This window comes from Mycobacterium sp. C31M (assembly GCF_053345865.1).
Map to the genome: position 1 here is coordinate 227,896 of NZ_JBKFAX010000010.1, position 17,511 is coordinate 245,406.

Consider the following 17,511-nt stretch of genomic DNA (forward strand, 5'->3'; position numbering starts at 1 on the left):
GCGCTCCTTGAATCAGATCCGGTAGTGGCGCTGCAGGATTCGTCCGGCGCGGGCCACGGCCAGCACGGCGATGAGGACGACGAAACCGGGCAGGGTGGTCAACCACCATGCGTTGGCGAGGTAATCGCGGCCCTCGGAGAGCAGGGTGCCCCATTCGGGGGTCGGCGGTGGTGCGCCGTAACCGAGGAAGCCGAGCCCGGCGATGTTGAGGATCGTCGCGCCGAGCTCGGTCGGGATCAGCGCCACGATCGGTCCGGCGGAATTGGGCAACACGTGGCGGAACAGGATGGCGGCCGATCCTGCCCCGGAGATTCGTGCCGCGTCGACATAGTCGAGTTGCACGACGCGCAGCGCCTCACCCCGGGCCACCCGCGCGAATGGCGCGATCGCGGCGATGCCGATACCGATCGCCACGTGGGTGGTGCCCGGCCCGAAGGCCGCCACGACGCACAGCGCCAGCAGGAAACCGGGCAGGGCGAGCAGGACGTCGACCACCCGCATGAGCACCGCGTCGACCGAGCCGCGCAGCACCCCGGCGGCCACCCCGAGGAGGGTACCGACGACGAGCCCGATCGCGGTCCCGATGATGGCGCCGTACACAGTGTTACGGGTGCCGTGCACCACCCGGGTGAAGGTGTCGCGACCGGCGCGGTCGGTGCCGAACCAGTGTTCGGCGCTCGGGGGCAGGAACTTGACCGCCCCGTCGCCGACCAGCGGATCGTGGGAGGTGAACCAGCCGGGCACGAAGGTCCAGGCGATGACGGTGAGCAGCACGAGCGCGGCCAGGATCGTGGTGATATCGCTGGGCCGCAACCGAACCCGAGGTGTGACGGCTGCGGGCAGACCGGCGGTGATCGTCATCCGCGGGCACCGCCGGTCGTCAGCAGGATGCGCCGGTCCAGCACCGGGTAGAGCAGGTCGATCACCAGGTTCACCGTGACGTACACGCCGACGATGATCAGGATGAAGCCCTGCACCAGTGACACATCCTGTTGGGAGACCGCGGTCTGCAGCACCCGGCCGATCCCGGCGCGGGCGAATACGGTTTCGGTCACCACCGCCCCACCGATCAGGGTGCCCAGCACCGTGCCCGACACCGTCAACCCCGGACCGGCCGCATTGCGCACGACGTGGCGCCAGAACACCCAGTGTCGGCCGGCGCCCTTGGCGCGCACGACATCCACGAAATCACTGGCGAACACGGTGTCGACGCTCTTGAGCAGCACCTGGGCGATCGCCGCCGACATCGGCAGGCCCAGCACGATCGACGGGACCAGGATCGAGGTCAGCGATCCGTCGGGGAACGCCGAGATCAGGCCCAGCCGGAAGGACAGCACGTTGAGGGCGACGATGCCGACCCAGAACACCGGCGCGGCCGCGAACAGCGGGGGCAGGGTGACCACCGCGGCGCGCAGCCACTGCCAGCGGCCCAGGTTGGCCGTCGCCACGATCCCGACCGCGATCAGGATCGCGATGACGAACGCGACACCGGTCAGGCGCAGCGTCGGGCCTACTGCGTCGCCGATCGCGTGCGTGACGGTCTGACCGGTACTCATCGAGTAACCCAGATTCCCCTGCACGAGGTGGCCCAGTTCGATCAGGTAGCGCTCGACGACACCGTGGTTGTAGCCGTAGTACAGCTTCATCTGTTCGACTGTCGTCGGGTCGATCACGCCGGTCTCGTCGGCGGCGAACATGTCGATCGGGTTGGACGGGAGCAGCGTGATCGCGATGAACGTCAGCGTGTAGGCCAGCCACAGCACCACCACCGCCTGTACCACCCGGCCGCCGACATAGCGAAGCAGTTGCCTGCTGCGGGGGCCGCGCAGCGCCGTGTGCGCTTGGCCTTGAACGGGATTCGGCGCCAGAGCGGTCACGGTTTCTTCCACGCGTTGTAGAAGTCCGGGTAGGTCTGGGTCTGGAAGGAGACGTGTACATCAGGGGAGGCGCCGAAGGTCTGCGCCTCCTCGAAGTAGGCGATGACATAGGAGCCCTTGATCAGGGCCTTCTGCTGTTCGATCTGGACGGCCTTGAACTCGGCATCGTCGGCGGCCTCCAGCTCACGGGTGTATAGCGAGGCCAGCTCGGGCGGTGACCCGAGCAGCGCGGTGTTGCCGGGACCGCCGAAGCTCTGGCCGAGCGAGATGATCGAGGTCCTGCTGACCACCAGCGGCACGGTGACATCCTTGTTCGCGGCTGCGGCGAACGACGGGTCGTTGCGGACGTCGAGCACGACGCCGAGTTCCTTGCGCCATTGCTGGGCGATGTACTCCCAGGCCGGCCCGAGGGCCACCTGCTGGGCGCTCTGCGGGACGGTGAGATGCAGCTGGGTGCCGCCCTTGGCGCGGATACCGTCGGATCCCTGCGTCCAGCCCGCCTGGGACAGCAGATCGCGGGCGTGATCCGGGTTATAGGTGAACTCACCGGCGAGGTCGACCACGTTGGCGTTGTTGGAGTTCAGGATCGAGATCGGCGGCGGGTAGCTCGGCGAGAGCGCATCGCGGGACAGGCCCTCGCGGTCGATGCCCAGGACCAGAGCCCGGCGCACCAGCGGGTCTTTGGTGAACTCGTTGTCCACCCGCAGGCCCGCATAGTTGGAGGTGCCCAGCGGGGGCCGGTACAGCAGCAGCTGATAACCCGCGGCCTGGATGGCAGCCTCGTCGGAGGGCTGGATCCCGCGGGCGACGTCGACCTGATTGGACTGCAGGGCGCCGGTGCGCAGTCCGCTCTCGGGCAGCACCTTCCACACGATCTCGTCCAGATAGGCCTCGCCCTGGTTCGCAGAACTCGGCGGCGCCCACTGATAGCCCGGCCGGCGCGCCAGCACGGCGGACTGGTTGGGTACCTGTGATTTGAAGACGAAAGGCCCTGCCCCGACGTGGTTTTCCGGGCGACCGGCCTCCTCGAGGTCCAACGCGAGGGTCCGGGCGCCCAGAATCGGCGAGTTGAGTCGGGTGGTGTCGACCAGGAACTGCTGGTTCGGCTTGTTGAGCACCACCGTCACGGTGTCGCCGTCGACCTCGACATGATCGAAACCGCGGGAGAGCTGCTGGTGCACCGGGATGCGCAGCGCCTCGTTGCCGCGGCCGTAGACGTCGTAGTTCTGCGCGACGATCTCCGGGGTCAGCGGGGTCCCGTCGCTGAAGGTGATGCCTTTGCGGATGGTGAAGCTGAACCGGGTGTTCTCGTCGTTCTTGGTCCAGGACTGCGCCACCCAGGGCTGCAGTTGCTTCTGGTACGGGTCGAAGTAGAGCAGGAAAACATTGGTGTGGAAAGTCAGATTGCCTGCGCTGTAGGTGCTGAGCTTCTGGGCCTGCCAGGAGGTGACGGCCTCGGTGTCGGAGAACGTCAGGGTGCCACCACGGACCGGATCACCGGTCGGACCGGCAGGGCTGCTACCTGGTGCCTGTCCACCGGGCGTGCCGCAGGCCACCAACAGCCCGGAGCCGAGCATGACTGCGGACAGGCCGAGAAACCCGCGGCGATCGAGGTGGACGGTCATGAAGGAGGTTCCTCATCTGTGGACGGTGCAGGGTCATTGCGCAGCGACAGGGCAGCAGCCGGGCACGACAACATGGACACGTCACATCGGAGAGTCTCGCCGCCTGCGCACCGGCGAACAACACAATCCCGCTACAGGTTCGCTTAAGGAAATGCGTAGCGACGTTGCGTTGCTCTCGGGTACCGACTGATCGATGCTCGATCGATGAGTAGCGACCGCAACCTGATTCTCAATTCGGTGATCCGGGCCATCGGGTTCACCCAGGGCGGTTGGCGACATCCCGAAGCCACGCCAGAAAGGGCGCTCGACCTGGCGTACTACCAGGAGTACGCGCAGCTCTCCGAGCGTGGGCTCTTCGACGGCCTGTTCGTCGCCAACACCCCTGCCGCCCCCAGCAACGACTGGACGACGCTGTTCTCCCCGCTGGAACCGGTCGCGCTGCTCTCGGCCCTGGCCGGTTCGACCTCGCATATCGCGTTGATCCCCACCCTGTCGTCGACCTTCAACGACCCGTTCAACGTCGCCCGCCAGATCGCCACCCTGGACCATCTCAGCGGCGGCCGGGCCGGGGTCAACCTCGTCACCTCCGGATCCCTGGATGCCGCCCGCAATTTCGGTTACGACGAACTGCCCGAACACGACTGGCGGTATGATCGGGCCCACGAGTTCCTCGATGTGCTCCACCAGCTGTGGGACAGCTGGGACGCCGATGCGCTGATCATCGACAAGGACGCCGGTGTGCAATCCCGACCCGGTTCGGTCCGCCCCATCGAGCACCGCGGCAAGCATTTCGCCGTGCACGGTGCACTGGACGTGCCGCACCCGCCGCAGGGCCGTCCGCTGATCTTCCAGTCCGGTGGGTCGGCGCCGGGCCGCCGGCTGGCCGCCGTCTATGCCGATGCCGTGTACACCGCCCAGCGCACCATCGCCGAATCACGGTCCTTCCGCGACGAATTGCGGCGGACCCAGCGCGATCTGGGGCGCAGTGGCCCGGCGGTCAAGGTGCTGCCCGGACTCATCCCGATCGTCGCGGGCACCGATGCGCAGGCCCGCGCGCTCTACGACGAGATCAGCGCCCTCAATCCACCCGAACGGTCGATCGGCATCCTCGAGGGGCGGTTGCGGGTCGACCTCACGGGGGTGGCACTCGATGACCGGTTCCCGGTGGACCGGCTGCCCGCCGTGCAGAGCCTGGCCGGCGAACGCAGCTTCCATGAGATCGTGCGCAGCCACGCCGATGCCGGGGCCTCCCTGCGGGAGGTCCTGCGGGTCACCGATTCCGGTAACGCGCACCTGCGTTTCGTCGGTTCGGCCGAACGGGTCGCCGACGAGATCGAGGCGTGGTTCACCGAAGGTGCGGTCGACGGGTTCAACATCAACCCGGCGATCACCCCGAACGGGCTGACCGATTTTGTCGACCAGGTGATTCCGCTGTTGCAGAACAAGGGAATCTACAAGCGGGAGTACACGGCCACCGGGGCCCGCGCGGCATTCGCCTGATCAGCCACTGCTGACCTGGGTCCGGTCGGCGACCAGGTACTTGTACAGGTTCCACGACAATCCGCGCACCCGTCGTGAGCTGATCGTCACGAAATCCGTTGCCACCAGGTTGATCACGAACTGTTCGTCGGCCAGCAGCTCGGTGTAGGTCCGGTAGACCTCGAGTGCGGCCGGCGAGCGTGGGTCGGCCAGCCGCGACATCCGGTCGACGGCTTCGGTGTACGCGGGGGAATTGAAACCCGACAGATTGCCCTTCGGTTTGAAGGGGGCCGCACCGGTGGCCAGCGTGGTGGGCACCGACTGGCCGAATCCGTGCGGGTTGATCCACAACTGGCGTTCGGGGGATTTCAGGAAGGTCGAGAACCCGGCCTGCTCCCGCGGGTCGATGGTGACCGGGATCCCGACCTCGGCCAGATTGTTCTGGATGATTGCCGCGATCGTCGGCGCCGGCGCCAGACCGGTCCCGTAGCTGAGCAGCAGGGGGGCCGGTGGCGGCCCGGCCGCGGCGGCCAGCAGGTCTCGGGCCCGGTCGGGGTTGTGCCGGTAGCGATTCTGTGCCTGTTCGGAGAAGGCCGGCGAGGACGGTGACCACGGCGCGCTGCCGGCGATGGCATTACCGGCGAACACATCGGCGGCGATCCGGTCGCGGTCGACGGCGTGGGCGATGGCCTGGCGCACCGCTCTGTCGGACAGATAGGGATCCTCGACATTGACACCGACGTAGTAGGCGACATCGTAGACACCCTCGCGGGTGACCTCGAACAGGCTGTTGTCCCCGAACATTCGCACCACGTTGCCGATCACGTCGCGTACGACGTTGGATTGGCTGGCCCACAACGAGGCCAGGGGCTCGCCCTGGCGGACCAGTCGCACCGACGGAATCGTGGCCGCACCGCCCCAGTAGTCGTCGTTGCGGACCCATCGGGACCCCTGGCCGCGCTCCCAGAAGTCGAAACGGAACGGCCCGGTCCCGACAAAGGCATTACCGGCCAACAGTTCTGACTCGCTCTCGGAATCGGTGAGTAGCATGAATTCGAACAGGTCGAACAGGTTGGTCAGCGGGTGCGCCAACGACAGCACCGCGGTGTGCGGGTCGGAGGTGTTCACCGCCGTGACGACCTTCGCCGTCGCCTGCAGCTGTGAGCCGGCCGAATCCTTGGCCAGGTTGCTGATCGAGTAGGCGACGTCGGCCGAGGTGAGCGGCCGGCCGGAGTGGAATACGACATCCGGTCGCAACCGCACCTCGACAGTCCGCCCACCGTCGCGGATCTCCCAGCCGGCGGCGACCAGCGGCCGCGGTTGCATGGTCCGCAAGTCATAGGTGGTCAGGGTGTCGAAGACCAGCCGGCCGATCGCCATCGAGGTGATCGACTGGGAGAAGATCGCTTTGGGGTCGAGATCGCTGAGCATGCCCAGGGTGATGCCGCCGTCGCCCTGGCGGGCCTGTTGTACCGCCGAGGTGCAGGCCGCGCTCACCGTGGCCACCGACCCGGCGAGGGCCAGCTTGAGCAGTGTGCGCCGGTCCAGTGCTGTCATCATCGGACCTCCCTGCGTCGCTCGCGCTGCACCACCGGGTCGGGCACCGGGACGGCGGCCACCAGGCGTCGGGTGTATTCGTCGGTCGGGTCGACGAACACCGCTGCCGGACTCCCTGTTTCGGCGATCCGGCCGGCGGTGAGCACACCCACCCGGTCGGCCACCGCGCTGACCACCGCCAGATCATGACTGATGAACAGGCAGGCGAAGCCGTACTGTGCCCGCAGGTCGGTGAACAGGTCCAGCACCGCGGCCTGCACCGAGACGTCCAGCGCGCTGGTCGGTTCGTCGGCGACCAGCAACCGGGGTGCCAGCGCCAAGGCCCGGGCCAGCGCGACGCGTTGGCGCTGCCCGCCGGACAGTTCCGACGGCCGGCGCCCGGCGAGCTCCGCGGGCAGGTGCACGGCGTCGAGGAGTTCGCGTACTCGGCGGGCCAATTCGGCGCGGGCGGTGGTGCCGTGTACCCGCAGCGGCTCGGCCACGGAATCGCCGACAGACATCCGGGGATTCAGCGAGGCCGCCGGGTCCTGGTGGATCAACGCCAGTCCGCGCCGCAGCTGCCGGGTCTGGCGGCGGTCCGCGTGTGCCGGGTCCACACCGTCGATTCTCACCGTCCCGCCGGTGGGTGTGCCGAGTCCGAGCGCGACGCGCCCGATGGTGGTCTTGCCCGAACCCGATTCGCCGACCAGCCCGAGCACCTCGCCGGTGCCGAGACGGAACGAAACATGGTCCAGAGCGGTGAATTCCGGGTTGCCACGGCGCGCCGGGTACACCACGCTGACATCGTCGAACTGCAGTAGCGGCGGGGTGGCCGGCTCGTCGGGTCCGGTGCCGGCGGTGTCGGGGAGGCGCGGGACGGCGGCCAGCAGCGCGCGGGTGTAGTCGTGGCGGGGTTGGGCGAACAACTCCTCGACCGGAGCCTCTTCGACGAATTCGCCCCGGCGCATCACCACCACGCGGTCGGCGATGGCGGCGACCACACCGAGATTGTGGGTGATCAGCAGCACGGCCGCGCCGCGGGTATCGCGCAGCCGGCGCAGCAGCGTCAAGATCTCGGCCTGCACGGTGACATCAAGGGCGGTGGTCGGTTCGTCGGCGATCAGCAGCGCCGGGCCACCGGTGAGGGCCAGGGCGATCACGACCCGCTGCTTCTGCCCACCCGAGAGCTGGTGCGGGTACCACCCGATCCGCGATACCGGATCGGGCAGTTCCACCAGCCGCAGCAATTCCACGGCCCGCGCCGTCGCGGCCTCCTTGTCGAACCTCTCGCCGCGCCGTGCGGCGTGCGCGCGCAGGGCCTCGCGCAGCTGGGTGCCGACCGTCTGCACGGGGTTCAGCGCATTCTGCGGCTCCTGGAACACCATGGCCGCCGCGATACCCCGCAGACCGCGCAGGGTCGCCGGGGTGGCGCCGACGATCTGCGTCCCGGTCAGTTCCACCGATCCGGACGGCTGTGCGCGGTCGGGCAGCAGCCCGAGCACCGACAGGGCGGTCAGCGTTTTACCCGAACCGGATTCGCCGACCAGCGCCACGATCTCACCGCGCCCGACGGTCAGATCGATGCCGGTCACCACCCGGCGTTGCCCGGCGGGCATCATGAAATCGATGGACAGGTCCCGGATCTCCAGCAGTGCCGCCTCGGTGTCAGCCACGGCGCACCCCACCCAGGGCCTGGGAGATCAACAGGAATCCGAGCACCAGTGCCACCACCACGGTCAGCGGACCGAGGGCGAAGGCCGGGTTGCCCACCAGGTAGTAGTTGCGCATCGAGTCGCTGAGAATGGAGCCCAGCGACGGTTCCGGCGGCTGGACACCGATCCCGAGGAAGCTCAGCGCCGATTCCAGGAAGACGGCCAGCGACAACGACAACGCCAGCTGCACCAGCAGCGGTTCCACACTGTTGGGCAGGATGTGCCGACGCAGGATCCAGCCCGGGCGGGCGCCGAACACCTCGGCGGCTTCGACGAACGGCAGCTCCCGGACCCGCAGGATCTGGGTGCGGATCAGCCGGCCGAACAGCGGAACCTCCGAGGCGACGATGACCGCGATCACCGTCGTCTTGCCCGGCCCCAGGACCGCTGCCAGGGCCAGGCCCAGGATGACCGCCGGGAACGCCAGGATGACGTCGAACACCCGCTGGGTGAGTTGATCGGCGAATGCCGAAGTGCTGGCCAGCAATCCGATGACGGCGCCGATGACGGCGGCCATCGGGACCGCGACGGCGATGATCACACAGGTGGTCCGGATGCCGTAGAGCGTGCGCGAGAAGATGTCCCGGCTCAGCTCGTCGGTGCCCAGCGGATGGGCGGCAGACGGTGGCAGCAGGCTCGCACCGGGCGGCTGGGCCAGCGGGTCGGCCGTCTCCAGCAGCGGCGCGAACAGTGCCGCGGCGATGACGACCGCGAGCAGGACGGCACCCGCCAGTCCCTGGCCCCGGGTCATGCCCGGCTCCGGGTGTCGGTGCCGATCCGGATCCGCGGATCGAGCAGGGCATGGATCTGGTCGGTGATGAGCTGCAGCACAACGAAGATCGCGACCGAGACCAGCAGTACGATCTGCACCAGGGGATAGTCGCGACGATTGATGCCCTCCTGCAACAGCCCGCCGATACCGGGCCAGGCGAAGATGGCCTCGACGATCACCGCGCCCGACAGCAGCGATCCGGTCTGCAGGCCGAGCACCGTGACGGCGGTGGGAGCGGCGTTGCGCAGCGCGCCCCTGGTGATGATCCGCCATTCGGAGATCCCGAGCGCCCGCGCCGTGACCGTGTAGGGGGCGCGCAGTTCGGTGCGCAGCGCCTCGGTGAGAAACCGGGTCAGTGCGGCGCCCACCGGCAGCGCCAGGCACACCGCGGGCAGCAACAGGTACTGCGCGGTGATCCACGGGTCGGCCAGCAGTCCGTCCGGTGGCAGCCCCATGGCCGGAAACACCGGCCACAGCAGGGCGAAAACCAGTACCAGCAGGACCCCGGTGACAAACGTGGGCAGCGCGACCGCCAACGTGTTCGCTGCATTGACCACGGCGGTGAGCGCGCGGTTGGGCCACCGGACGGCCGCGGTGGAGATCGCCAGACTGGTCGCGACGGCCAGCATCAGCGCCGTGGCGGCCAGGACCAGGGTGTTGCGCAGACCGTCGGCCAGCAGGTCGGCGATCGGTCCGCCGCGGCCGAAGGACTGCCCGAGGTCCCCGGTCAGCACCCCGGACAGCCAGTGCCAGTACTGCTGAGCGACGGGCAGATCCAGACCGAGCTCACCGCGCAGGGCGGCCAACTGTTCGGGTGTGGCGTCGGCGCCCAGGATGGCGGTGGCGGGATCGCCGGGGATGAACTGCAACAGGCTGAAGATCACGACGGAGGCGGCGAACAGCACCAGCACCGCTGTCGCGATGCGACCGAGCAGGTATCGGGCCACGGCGCTGTGCACCTCTCCTGTCTAGCGCATCACGGCTTGAGCCGGTCACCCGTCCGGAATTTGTGCGCCAGGAAGGCCCCGGCGGTCAGGGCGGCGCCGATCACGACGAGCAGCGCCAGCGGCGCGGAGATGTCGGCGTCGCCGATCATCCCGTGCCGCATGGCCTGGACGGCGTAGAACACCGGATTGAGGTGGCTCACCGTGCGCCACACCGGTCCCAGGTCGTGCACCGAGTAGAACACACCGCCCAGAAAGCACAGCGGTTGCACGATCAGCACCTGGATGGCGGCCACGTGTTCCTGGGTCTGGTTGTACATCCCGGCGATCATCCCGGCCTGGGCGGCGAAGATCAGCAGGGCCGCGAACGCCGCCACGGCGTAGCCGGGCCTGGCGATATGCGATCCGGTCAACGGCATCGCGATGAGCAGGATCGCCGAGGCGATCAGGATGCCGCGCACGATGGACCCCAGCACCAGGGCGAGGTTGATCTCCCACCAGCGCAGCGGACTGGCCAGCACCGCGTTGATGAACCGGTCCTTGCGGGCCTCGAACAGTGAGGCCGAACCCTGGATGTAACCGGCCGTCACCACCGCCAGAACCACCAGCCCGGGCAGGATGAACTGGTCGTAGGCCACCCCGCGCACCGGTTCGATCCGGCTGCCCAGGGCCAACCCGAAGACGAACACGAACAGCAGCGCCGCCAGCACCTGACCGGCGACGGTGTAGTACCAGACCTTCATGTAGCGCACGATCTCGCGCTGCAGCAGCCAGGTGAAGGCCGGCCGCTGCGGCTGATACGGCACGTCATGGGGCGTCAACGGGGCTGTGCGCAGCCAGTTCTCGGTCATCGGGGGGCCTCGGTTCCCGGTGCCGCCATGGCCCTGGTGTAGACCTCGGTGAGGTCGGCGGCCCCGAAGGTTGCCCGCAGCGCAGCCGCACTGTCCCGGGAGATCACCCGGCCCGCCCGGATCAATGCGATCTCGTCGCACAGCGCCTCGGCCTCTTCGAGGTAATGGGTGGTCAGCAGGATCGTATGTCCGCCGCGGTGTAGGTCGCGCATGTATCCCCAGAGGTCGGACCGCAATTCGACGTCCACACCTGCGGTCGGCTCGTCGAGGATGATCAGCCGGGGGCGGTTGATCAACGCGCGTGCCACCAGCAACCGGCGCTGCATACCGCCGGACAGCTCGCGGGGACGTTGCCGGGCCTTGTCGGCCAGCCCCAGCAGTTCCATCAGGTCATAGGCCCGCCGGGTCGCCTCGCGACGGCCCAGCCCGAAATAGCCGGCGTGATAGATCAGCACCTCCACATTGGTCAGGAACCGGTCGAGGTTGACCTCCTGCTCGGCCAGCCCGATCAGCGCCCGCGCGGTGCGCGAATCGTGCCGGTGGCCGAAGACCTCGATCTCACCGGCCGTGGGACGCAGCAGATTGCAGGTCGCCGAGATCAACGTCGACTTTCCCGCGCCGTTGGGGCCGAGCAGGCCGAAGAAGGCGCCGTCGGGAATGTCGAGATCCAGTCCGTGCAATGCGGTGAACCCGGACGGGTACGTCTTGCGCAGTCCCCGGACGGTCAGGGCGGACGGTGTCGGTACCGGCGACACGGAGGACACTGCGGAGCCACCTCACGATCATGGGACGGGTTGTCGGAATGAGTCGACGCTACCGCCGAGGGCCGAAGCGACTGTTAAGTCAGCGCGACCGTTTCCCGTAGCGGGAGGCGATTGTTCGGTGCCGGGCCGAACTCCAGACTCCTCGGGTATGACGACCGTTGCGACCACCTCGATCACTGCCGATGAACTCCACGACCTGGTGGGCTCCGGCTCGGAGTACGCCCTCGTCGACGTCCGGGAGGCCGGCGTCACCGCTGAACAGGGCTCGATCCTACTGGCGGTGTCCCTTCCGCTGAGCAAGCTGGAAGTCCTTGTGCGCGCTCGTATTCCCCGGCTGTCCACACCCGTGATCGTCTACGACGGCGGGGACGGCGAGCCGCTGGCCGACCGGGCGTCCGCCCGGCTCGCTGCACTGGGCTACATCGATGTGCGGGTGCTGGCCGGGGGAGTGCGGGCCTGGGCCGACGCCGGACACAAGGTCCAGTCCGGTGGCGATCACGTCATCGGCCAGGCGTTCGGTGAGTGGATCGAACACGTCTACGCCACACCGCATATCAGCGTTGCGGAGTACCGCGACCGGGTCGCCGCCGGTGAGGACATCGTGCTGCTCGACAGCAGGCCGATCGGCGAGTTCGAGAATCACAGCCTGCCCGGGGGCACCTCGATCCCCGGCGCGGAGCTGGTGTACCGCGCCGCCGAGGTGGTGAAGTCCCCGGATTCGCTGGTGGTGGTCAACTGCGCAGGCCGTACGCGCAGTATCCTGGGCGCCCAGGTGCTGATCAACGCCGGGCTGCCCAACACGGTGGTGTCGCTGGAAGGTGGTACCCAGTCGTGGGTGCTGGAAGGCCACGACCTCGTGCACGGGGAGTCGGTCGCCGCGCCGGCCCCGGCCGGCCAGGCCCTGGAGTCCGCCCATGCCGCCGCGCAACGCTTCGCCCAACGGTTCGCCATCTCCGGTATCGACACGGCGACACTGGACCGGTTCCGCGCCGAGGCCGACACCCGCTCGCTGTACCTGCTCGATGTGCGCACTCCCGAGGAGTACGAGGCCGGGCATCTGCCCGGTTCGCGTTCGGGGCCCAGCTGGGATGTCGCGCCGTGGACGTTCCGGCACGTCGGCGTCCACAACGCGCGAATCGTGCTGGTGGACAACGATTCTGTGCGCGCCACGGTGGCCGCGTCCTGGATCGCCCAGATCGGCTGGGGTGAGGTGTTCGTGCTGGAGAATGCGCTCGACGGTGCCGATCTCGAAACCGGTCCGGCGCCCGCGCTTTTCGAGACGCCCACCGAGGGCTACGACCTGATCGACGCCGCCGCGCTGGACGGTGCGCGCGGCGAGGTCACCGTGCTCGACGTGTCGCCCAGCCCCGTCTACCGGGCCGGACACATCCCCGATGCACATTTCGTCATCCGGTCCCGACTGGCGGCGACGGTGGCGGCCATCCCGGGCGCCGGCCCGATCGTGCTGACCTCCGAGGACGGGGTGCTTGCGGCATTCACCGCGGCCGACCTCGCCGGGCTGACCGCGCGCCCCATCCGGGTCCTCGACGGGGGTACCGTCGCCTGGCGGGCGGCCGGGCTGGCGCTGGAGACCGATACCGAGAGTTGGCTCTCCGAGCCGCAGGATATCGTCGCCTCGGGGTGGCGCGAGTCCGACCCGGAACGGCGCAAGGCCGGATTCCGCCGTTATCTGGATTGGGAACTGGGCCTGGTCGCCGAGCTCGACGCCGATGACACCGTGCCGTTCAAGCGGTTCGACTGATGCGCCCGAACGGATCGCGCCGTGGCGCCACGTCGTGAGTACCTGAACCTGGTCCTGTTCGACCGTCCCAGTGGATGGTCGGACAAGCAGCCCGCGCGCGGGTCGACACCGGCGTCGGCGTTCGGGCGCATCGTCGAGTTCGCCCAGCAGGCCGAACATGCCAAACTCGATGCCTTCTTCAAGGCCGACTTCCTCGGATTCGACAAGAACAACATCATCAACGACCCCAGTCTGCTGGGGGAGCCGTTGGCGGTGTCGGCGGCCCTGGCCTCGGTGACCGAGCACATCGGTCTGGTCGTCACGGCGTCCACCTCGTTCTTCGAGCCGTACAACGTGGCCCGCCAGATCGCCACCCTGCACAATGTCAGCGGCGGCCGGGCGGGCTGGAATGCCGTCACCTCGTTCAACGGTGAGGTCAATTTCGGACCCAACGTGCTCTTCGAACCGTCCGAACGTTACGCCCGGGCAACGGAATTCATCGACGTTGTGCTCGCACTGTGGAACAGCTGGCAGCCCGACGCGTTGACCTTCACCGACGGGGCCGCGCCCTCGGTGGATCCCGACCGCATCCACGATATCGAGCACGTCGGCAAGTACTACGCCGTGCAGCAGGCGCTCGACGTCTCGCGGCTGGTCGACGATCTGCCGGTGGTGTTCCAGGCCGGTGCCTCCGAGGATGGGATCCGCTTCGCCGCACGCTTCGGTGAAGCGGTCTTCGTCGCCACCCCCGACCTCGCGCACGCCCGGTCCTACTACGACAGCATCAAGGCCAGGGTGCAGGCCCACGGGCGCCACCCCGATTCGCTGCGGGTGCTGCCCGGTATCCGCACTTATATCGCCGACACCGAGGCCGCGGCGCTGGCGGAGTACCGGGAGGTCTTCGGCGAACCCGACTACTACGAGGCCCGCCGCAAATTCGTCCGACGTGAAGCACCCACACTGGTTCTCGACGATCTCGAGCTCGACGACGTCATCCCCATCGACCGGATCCCGAGCCGGGAACTCATGGCCGCCAACCATCGGCGGGTCAGCCGCGGTCTGCTGCTGCGCGACCTCGTCACCGAGATCGACGGTGTCACCGTGCGTGAGTTCCTGCAACGCATCCGGGGCAGCGGGCATCTCGATGTCGTCGGCACCGCCGAGCAGGTCGCCGACGTGTTCGCCGAGTGGTTCGCCGTGCGGGCCTGCGACGGGTTCACACTGCACGGCGGCAACTCGTTCGACCGGTTCACCGGCCAGGTGGTCCCGCTCCTGCAGGACAAGGGGTTGTTGCGGCGTGAGTACGAAGGCCGGACACTGCGCCAGAACCTCGGACTCGAGCCGTATCACCTCGGCCTCGCCGCAACCCCCTGACCCGGATCAGTAGTTGACGGTGCCCAGCAGTCCGCCGCCGGCAGCGATGGCGTCACCGGTGATGCTCACACTGCGCGGGGAGGCCAGGAACGCGATGACATCGGCCACCTCGGTCGCATCGACGACCCGCCCGATCGCATTGTTGGCCAGGTCCTTCTCGTAGGCCGCCAGTTCCACACCCGCCTTGTCGGCGGCGGCCTGGTACTGCACGGTCTTCGATTCGGTGCGGGTCTGGCCGGGGTGCACCACGGTCACGTTGACCCCGTGCGGCCCCAGCTCGTCGGCCAGGTTCTTGGTCAGCGCGGCGACACTGACATTGCGGATGCTGCGCACGATCGAGTGGGTCTGCCGGTAACCGAGCCCGCTGACGTTGATGATCCGGCCCCAGCCCTGGGTCACCAGATGCGGGGCGACCGCGCGGGCGGCCCGCAGGTAGCCGACAACCTTGATGTTCACATCACCCCAGAAGGCTTCGTCGGTGGTATGGGCCAGGTCGGGGAAGCCGGCCCCGATGCTCTGGTTGGATGCGTTGTTCACCAGGATGTCCACGCCGCCGAGTTCCTCCACCGCCCGGGCCACCAGGTTGCGTACAGATTCGTCGTCACCGGTGTCGGTGACCACTCCGATGGCGCGCCGGCCACTGCGCTCGGCGACCTCGGCGGCCGCCTTCTCCAGCTCGTCCTGGGTGCGGGCGGCCAGCACCACATCGACGCCCTCGGCCGCCAGCGCATGCGCGACCGCCAGGCCGATACCCTTGCTGCCGCCGGTGATGATCGCGCGCTTGCCGGTCAGTTGAAGATCCATTTCTGCTCCTTGTCGGTGTTCGTGCGGTGGTGGTGATGCTTTTAGAAGAACGCGCCGTTGGGCAGGCGTTCACCGGTGAGCTCGTGAGCGCCGATTGCCCTGGCCTTGAAGGTTTTCGGATTGTGTGCGGCCAGGGTGCGGATGTTGCGCCAGTGCCGGTCCAGATGCGAGCTGCGCCGCGCGGCGGTGCCGCCGCCGACGTCGAAGAGGTCACCGGCGGCGCGCAGCGCCAGTTCGTCGACGACGACCTTGGCCTTGGCCGCACGCAGTGCGGCCCGGATGGACAGGTCGGGCTCGGCGCTGGTGCCGTGCGCGGCGTAGGCCTCTGACAGCGCATCGGCGGCGTGCAGGACCAGTGCCTCTGCGGCGTATGCCTGGCTGGCGATCACGCCGATGGTCTGCTGCAGGATCGGATCGTCGGTGGGCTGTTGGGACGCCGCGTGGTAGAAGGTGCGCGCTTTGGTGTGCACAAGCTGCACCGCGTCGCGGGTGACGCGGCGCAGGATCCCCGCGATCACCGCGGTCAGGAACAGCTGCGGGAAGGTCGCCGAGTAGGGCAGTTCGCCGTACAGCGTGCCGCGGCTGAGGAAGTCGGCGCGCGCCACAGCGGCATCGACATAGCGCGTGGTTCCACTGCCGGTGAAACGCTGACCGATTCCGTCCCAGTCCCTTTCGACGATGACCCCGTCGATTCGGGCCGGAACGACGACCCGCACCGGGTCGCCTTCGGGTCCGGTGGCGCTGACGACGAGGAAGTCGGCGTACAGATTGCCGGTGCTGTAGAACTTGGTTCCGTTCAGTCGCAGGCCATCCGGGGTCTCGGTGATCCGGGACTCGAAATCGCGAGCCCGTCCGCCGGCGTTCTTCTGGCTCAGCTCGGTGGTGGATGTCCCGAACAGTTTGCCCGCGCGCACCTGCTCCAGCCACCGGGCATCGGTGCTGCCGGGTTGACGGAGCAGGCTTTCGGTGAAGTTGAAGTGGTTGCGCACGCTGTGCGCGACGTTCGGGTCCACCTCGCCGATGGCAATGACCGTCTCGAACAGTTCGGTGAGGGTCGCACCGCCGCCACCCTCGGCGGTGGGCAGCCGCAGTGCTCCTAGCCGGGCCGCCCGGATCGCCACGAACTCCTCGAACGGGTGGCGGTCCGCGCGGTCGCGTTCGACGACGCCGGCGTCGATATGGTCGAGCAACGCCCGCAGTTCGGGTGACCCCGGGGTCACCGGCGCGGTGAAATTCGGCTGCTGCTGCGGCTTTTCCGCGGTGATCGACATGTGTTGTCCTTAAGTTCGTAGTTGCAGTTACTTCGTGTTGTTGCGTTGGGCTGTGACCCGGGTGGGTCGGGTGAGGCTGCATGTTTGTTGCCGGCCTGTAGGTGCGGCTTGAAAGGACTGGCCGCCCGGCCCGCCTGGACTTCTCTGGCCGCTGATTGAGATCTGCGATGGGATCGCTTGTTTAAGGAAATGCCGGCGGGGTTGTCCGTGGGGATCATATTGGACGACAAGCGAATAGGAGCTTCGATGGCAACAGGCCAGTTGTGGGCTGGTGTGGATGTCGGTAAGGAACACCATTGGGTCTGCGCGATCGACGACAAGGGCACTGCGGTGCTCTCGCGCAAGCTCGCCAACGACGAGCAATCGATCCGAGGACTGGTCGCCGAGGTCGATGCGCTGAGCCCGGAGGTGTCCTGGACGGTGGATCTGACCACGGTGTACGCCGGCTTGCTGTTGACCGTATTGGCCGATGCCGGCAAGACGGTGCGCTATCTGTCCGGCCGCGCGGTCTGGCAAGCTTCGGCGACCTACCGCGGTGGCGAAGCCAAGACCGACGCCAAAGACGCGCGGGTGATCGCCGACCAGTCTCGGATGCGCGGTGCTGATCTGCCGATGTTGCACCCCGACAACGACCTGATCAGCGAGCTGCGGATGCTCACCGCTCATCGCGCGGATCTGGTCGCCGACCGCACCCGCACGATCAACCGGCTTCGCCAACAACTCATCGCGGTCTGCCCGGCATTGGAGCGGGCCGCGCTGCT

At 68.0% G+C, this 17,511-nt stretch carries 15 protein-coding genes; 4 read left to right on the forward strand and 11 right to left on the reverse strand.

Going from position 1 to position 17,511, the window contains the following annotated elements:
* Positions 1–12: 12 nt before the first annotated feature.
* The 3 genes from ACLBYA_RS17305 to ACLBYA_RS17315 are packed head-to-tail and all read right to left on the reverse strand — an operon-like array spanning position 13 to position 3,502.
* Positions 13–861, reverse strand: coding sequence for an ABC transporter permease (locus tag ACLBYA_RS17305; protein WP_447710648.1), 849 nt, complete (start codon positions 859–861; stop codon positions 13–15).
* On the reverse strand, positions 858–1,877 hold the full coding sequence (locus tag ACLBYA_RS17310; protein WP_447710649.1) for an ABC transporter permease: 1,020 nt from the start codon (positions 1,875–1,877) through the stop codon (positions 858–860). The genes ACLBYA_RS17305 and ACLBYA_RS17310 overlap by 4 nt, the downstream gene beginning before the upstream one ends.
* On the reverse strand, positions 1,874–3,502 hold the full coding sequence (locus ACLBYA_RS17315) for an ABC transporter substrate-binding protein (RefSeq protein WP_447710650.1): 1,629 nt from the start codon (positions 3,500–3,502) through the stop codon (positions 1,874–1,876). The genes ACLBYA_RS17310 and ACLBYA_RS17315 overlap by 4 nt, the downstream gene beginning before the upstream one ends.
* Positions 3,503–3,706: 204 nt before the next feature.
* On the opposite strand from ACLBYA_RS17315, the gene ACLBYA_RS17320 reads away from it, so the two are divergent.
* The gene (locus ACLBYA_RS17320) at positions 3,707–5,002 is read left to right on the forward strand and encodes an NtaA/DmoA family FMN-dependent monooxygenase (protein WP_447710651.1); all 1,296 of its coding nucleotides are present in this window, start codon (positions 3,707–3,709) and stop codon (positions 5,000–5,002) included.
* Here ACLBYA_RS17320 and ACLBYA_RS17325 read toward each other — a convergent pair whose 3' ends face one another.
* Genes ACLBYA_RS17325 through ACLBYA_RS17350 form a run of 6 tightly spaced genes read right to left on the reverse strand, consistent with a single transcriptional unit; the run spans position 5,003 to position 11,560 of the window.
* Positions 5,003–6,541, reverse strand: coding sequence for an ABC transporter substrate-binding protein (locus ACLBYA_RS17325; protein ID WP_447710652.1), 1,539 nt, complete (start codon positions 6,539–6,541; stop codon positions 5,003–5,005).
* Positions 6,538–8,136, reverse strand: coding sequence for a dipeptide ABC transporter ATP-binding protein (locus ACLBYA_RS17330; protein ID WP_447710675.1), 1,599 nt, complete (start codon positions 8,134–8,136; stop codon positions 6,538–6,540). The genes ACLBYA_RS17325 and ACLBYA_RS17330 overlap by 4 nt, the downstream gene beginning before the upstream one ends.
* Positions 8,137–8,182: 46 nt before the next feature.
* On the reverse strand, positions 8,183–8,980 hold the full coding sequence (locus ACLBYA_RS17335) for an ABC transporter permease (protein ID WP_447710653.1): 798 nt from the start codon (positions 8,978–8,980) through the stop codon (positions 8,183–8,185).
* Entirely contained in the window at positions 8,977–9,948 is a 972-nt protein-coding gene (locus ACLBYA_RS17340; RefSeq protein ID WP_447710676.1) for an ABC transporter permease, read from the reverse strand. Before ACLBYA_RS17340 ends, ACLBYA_RS17335 begins: the two co-directional genes overlap by 4 nt.
* Before the next feature lie 29 nt (positions 9,949–9,977).
* Positions 9,978–10,796 carry an ABC transporter permease gene (locus ACLBYA_RS17345; protein ID WP_447710654.1) on the reverse strand — a complete coding sequence of 273 codons (819 nt, stop codon included), beginning with the start codon at positions 10,794–10,796 and terminating at the stop codon, positions 9,978–9,980.
* The gene (locus tag ACLBYA_RS17350) at positions 10,793–11,560 is read right to left on the reverse strand and encodes an ABC transporter ATP-binding protein (RefSeq protein WP_447710655.1); all 768 of its coding nucleotides are present in this window, start codon (positions 11,558–11,560) and stop codon (positions 10,793–10,795) included. The genes ACLBYA_RS17345 and ACLBYA_RS17350 overlap by 4 nt, the downstream gene beginning before the upstream one ends.
* Before the next feature lie 148 nt (positions 11,561–11,708).
* On the opposite strand from ACLBYA_RS17350, the gene ACLBYA_RS17355 reads away from it, so the two are divergent.
* Both ACLBYA_RS17355 and ACLBYA_RS17360 read left to right on the forward strand, forming a co-directional pair.
* Entirely contained in the window at positions 11,709–13,322 is a 1,614-nt protein-coding gene (locus ACLBYA_RS17355; protein ID WP_447710656.1) for a rhodanese-like domain-containing protein, read from the forward strand.
* A 21-nt stretch (positions 13,323–13,343) separates the two neighbouring features.
* Positions 13,344–14,675 (forward strand): NtaA/DmoA family FMN-dependent monooxygenase, encoded by a 1,332-nt coding sequence (locus ACLBYA_RS17360; RefSeq protein ID WP_447710657.1) that lies wholly within the window; start codon positions 13,344–13,346, stop codon positions 14,673–14,675.
* 6 nt (positions 14,676–14,681) lie between these two features.
* Here the strand turns inward: ACLBYA_RS17360 and ACLBYA_RS17365 are convergent, their stop codons facing one another.
* Together ACLBYA_RS17365 and ACLBYA_RS17370 are read right to left on the reverse strand one after the other, a co-directional pair.
* On the reverse strand, positions 14,682–15,479 hold the full coding sequence (locus tag ACLBYA_RS17365; RefSeq protein ID WP_447710658.1) for an SDR family NAD(P)-dependent oxidoreductase: 798 nt from the start codon (positions 15,477–15,479) through the stop codon (positions 14,682–14,684).
* 41 nt (positions 15,480–15,520) lie between these two features.
* On the reverse strand, positions 15,521–16,750 hold the full coding sequence (locus tag ACLBYA_RS17370) for an acyl-CoA dehydrogenase family protein (RefSeq protein WP_447710659.1): 1,230 nt from the start codon (positions 16,748–16,750) through the stop codon (positions 15,521–15,523).
* 246 nt (positions 16,751–16,996) lie between these two features.
* Here ACLBYA_RS17370 and ACLBYA_RS17375 point away from each other — a divergent pair.
* A partial coding sequence (locus ACLBYA_RS17375) for an IS110 family transposase (RefSeq protein WP_447710660.1) occupies positions 16,997–17,511 on the forward strand: 515 nt, incomplete at its 3' end.

Coding starts and splice junctions, on each gene's coding strand:
- ACLBYA_RS17325 (WP_447710652.1), bottom strand. CDS start 6,541: ATGATGACAGCACTGGACCGGCGCACACTGCTCAAGCTGGCCCTCGCC.
- ACLBYA_RS17305 (WP_447710648.1), bottom strand. CDS start 861: ATGACGATCACCGCCGGTCTGCCCGCAGCCGTCACACCTCGGGTTCGG.
- ACLBYA_RS17345 (WP_447710654.1), bottom strand. CDS start 10,796: ATGACCGAGAACTGGCTGCGCACAGCCCCGTTGACGCCCCATGACGTG.
- ACLBYA_RS17365 (WP_447710658.1), bottom strand. CDS start 15,479: ATGGATCTTCAACTGACCGGCAAGCGCGCGATCATCACCGGCGGCAGC.
- ACLBYA_RS17335 (WP_447710653.1), bottom strand. CDS start 8,980: ATGACCCGGGGCCAGGGACTGGCGGGTGCCGTCCTGCTCGCGGTCGTC.
- ACLBYA_RS17370 (WP_447710659.1), bottom strand. CDS start 16,750: ATGTCGATCACCGCGGAAAAGCCGCAGCAGCAGCCGAATTTCACCGCG.
- ACLBYA_RS17320 (WP_447710651.1), top strand. CDS start 3,707: ATGAGTAGCGACCGCAACCTGATTCTCAATTCGGTGATCCGGGCCATC.
- ACLBYA_RS17315 (WP_447710650.1), bottom strand. CDS start 3,502: ATGACCGTCCACCTCGATCGCCGCGGGTTTCTCGGCCTGTCCGCAGTC.
- ACLBYA_RS17355 (WP_447710656.1), top strand. CDS start 11,709: ATGACGACCGTTGCGACCACCTCGATCACTGCCGATGAACTCCACGAC.
- ACLBYA_RS17330 (WP_447710675.1), bottom strand. CDS start 8,136: ATGATGCCCGCCGGGCAACGCCGGGTGGTGACCGGCATCGATCTGACC.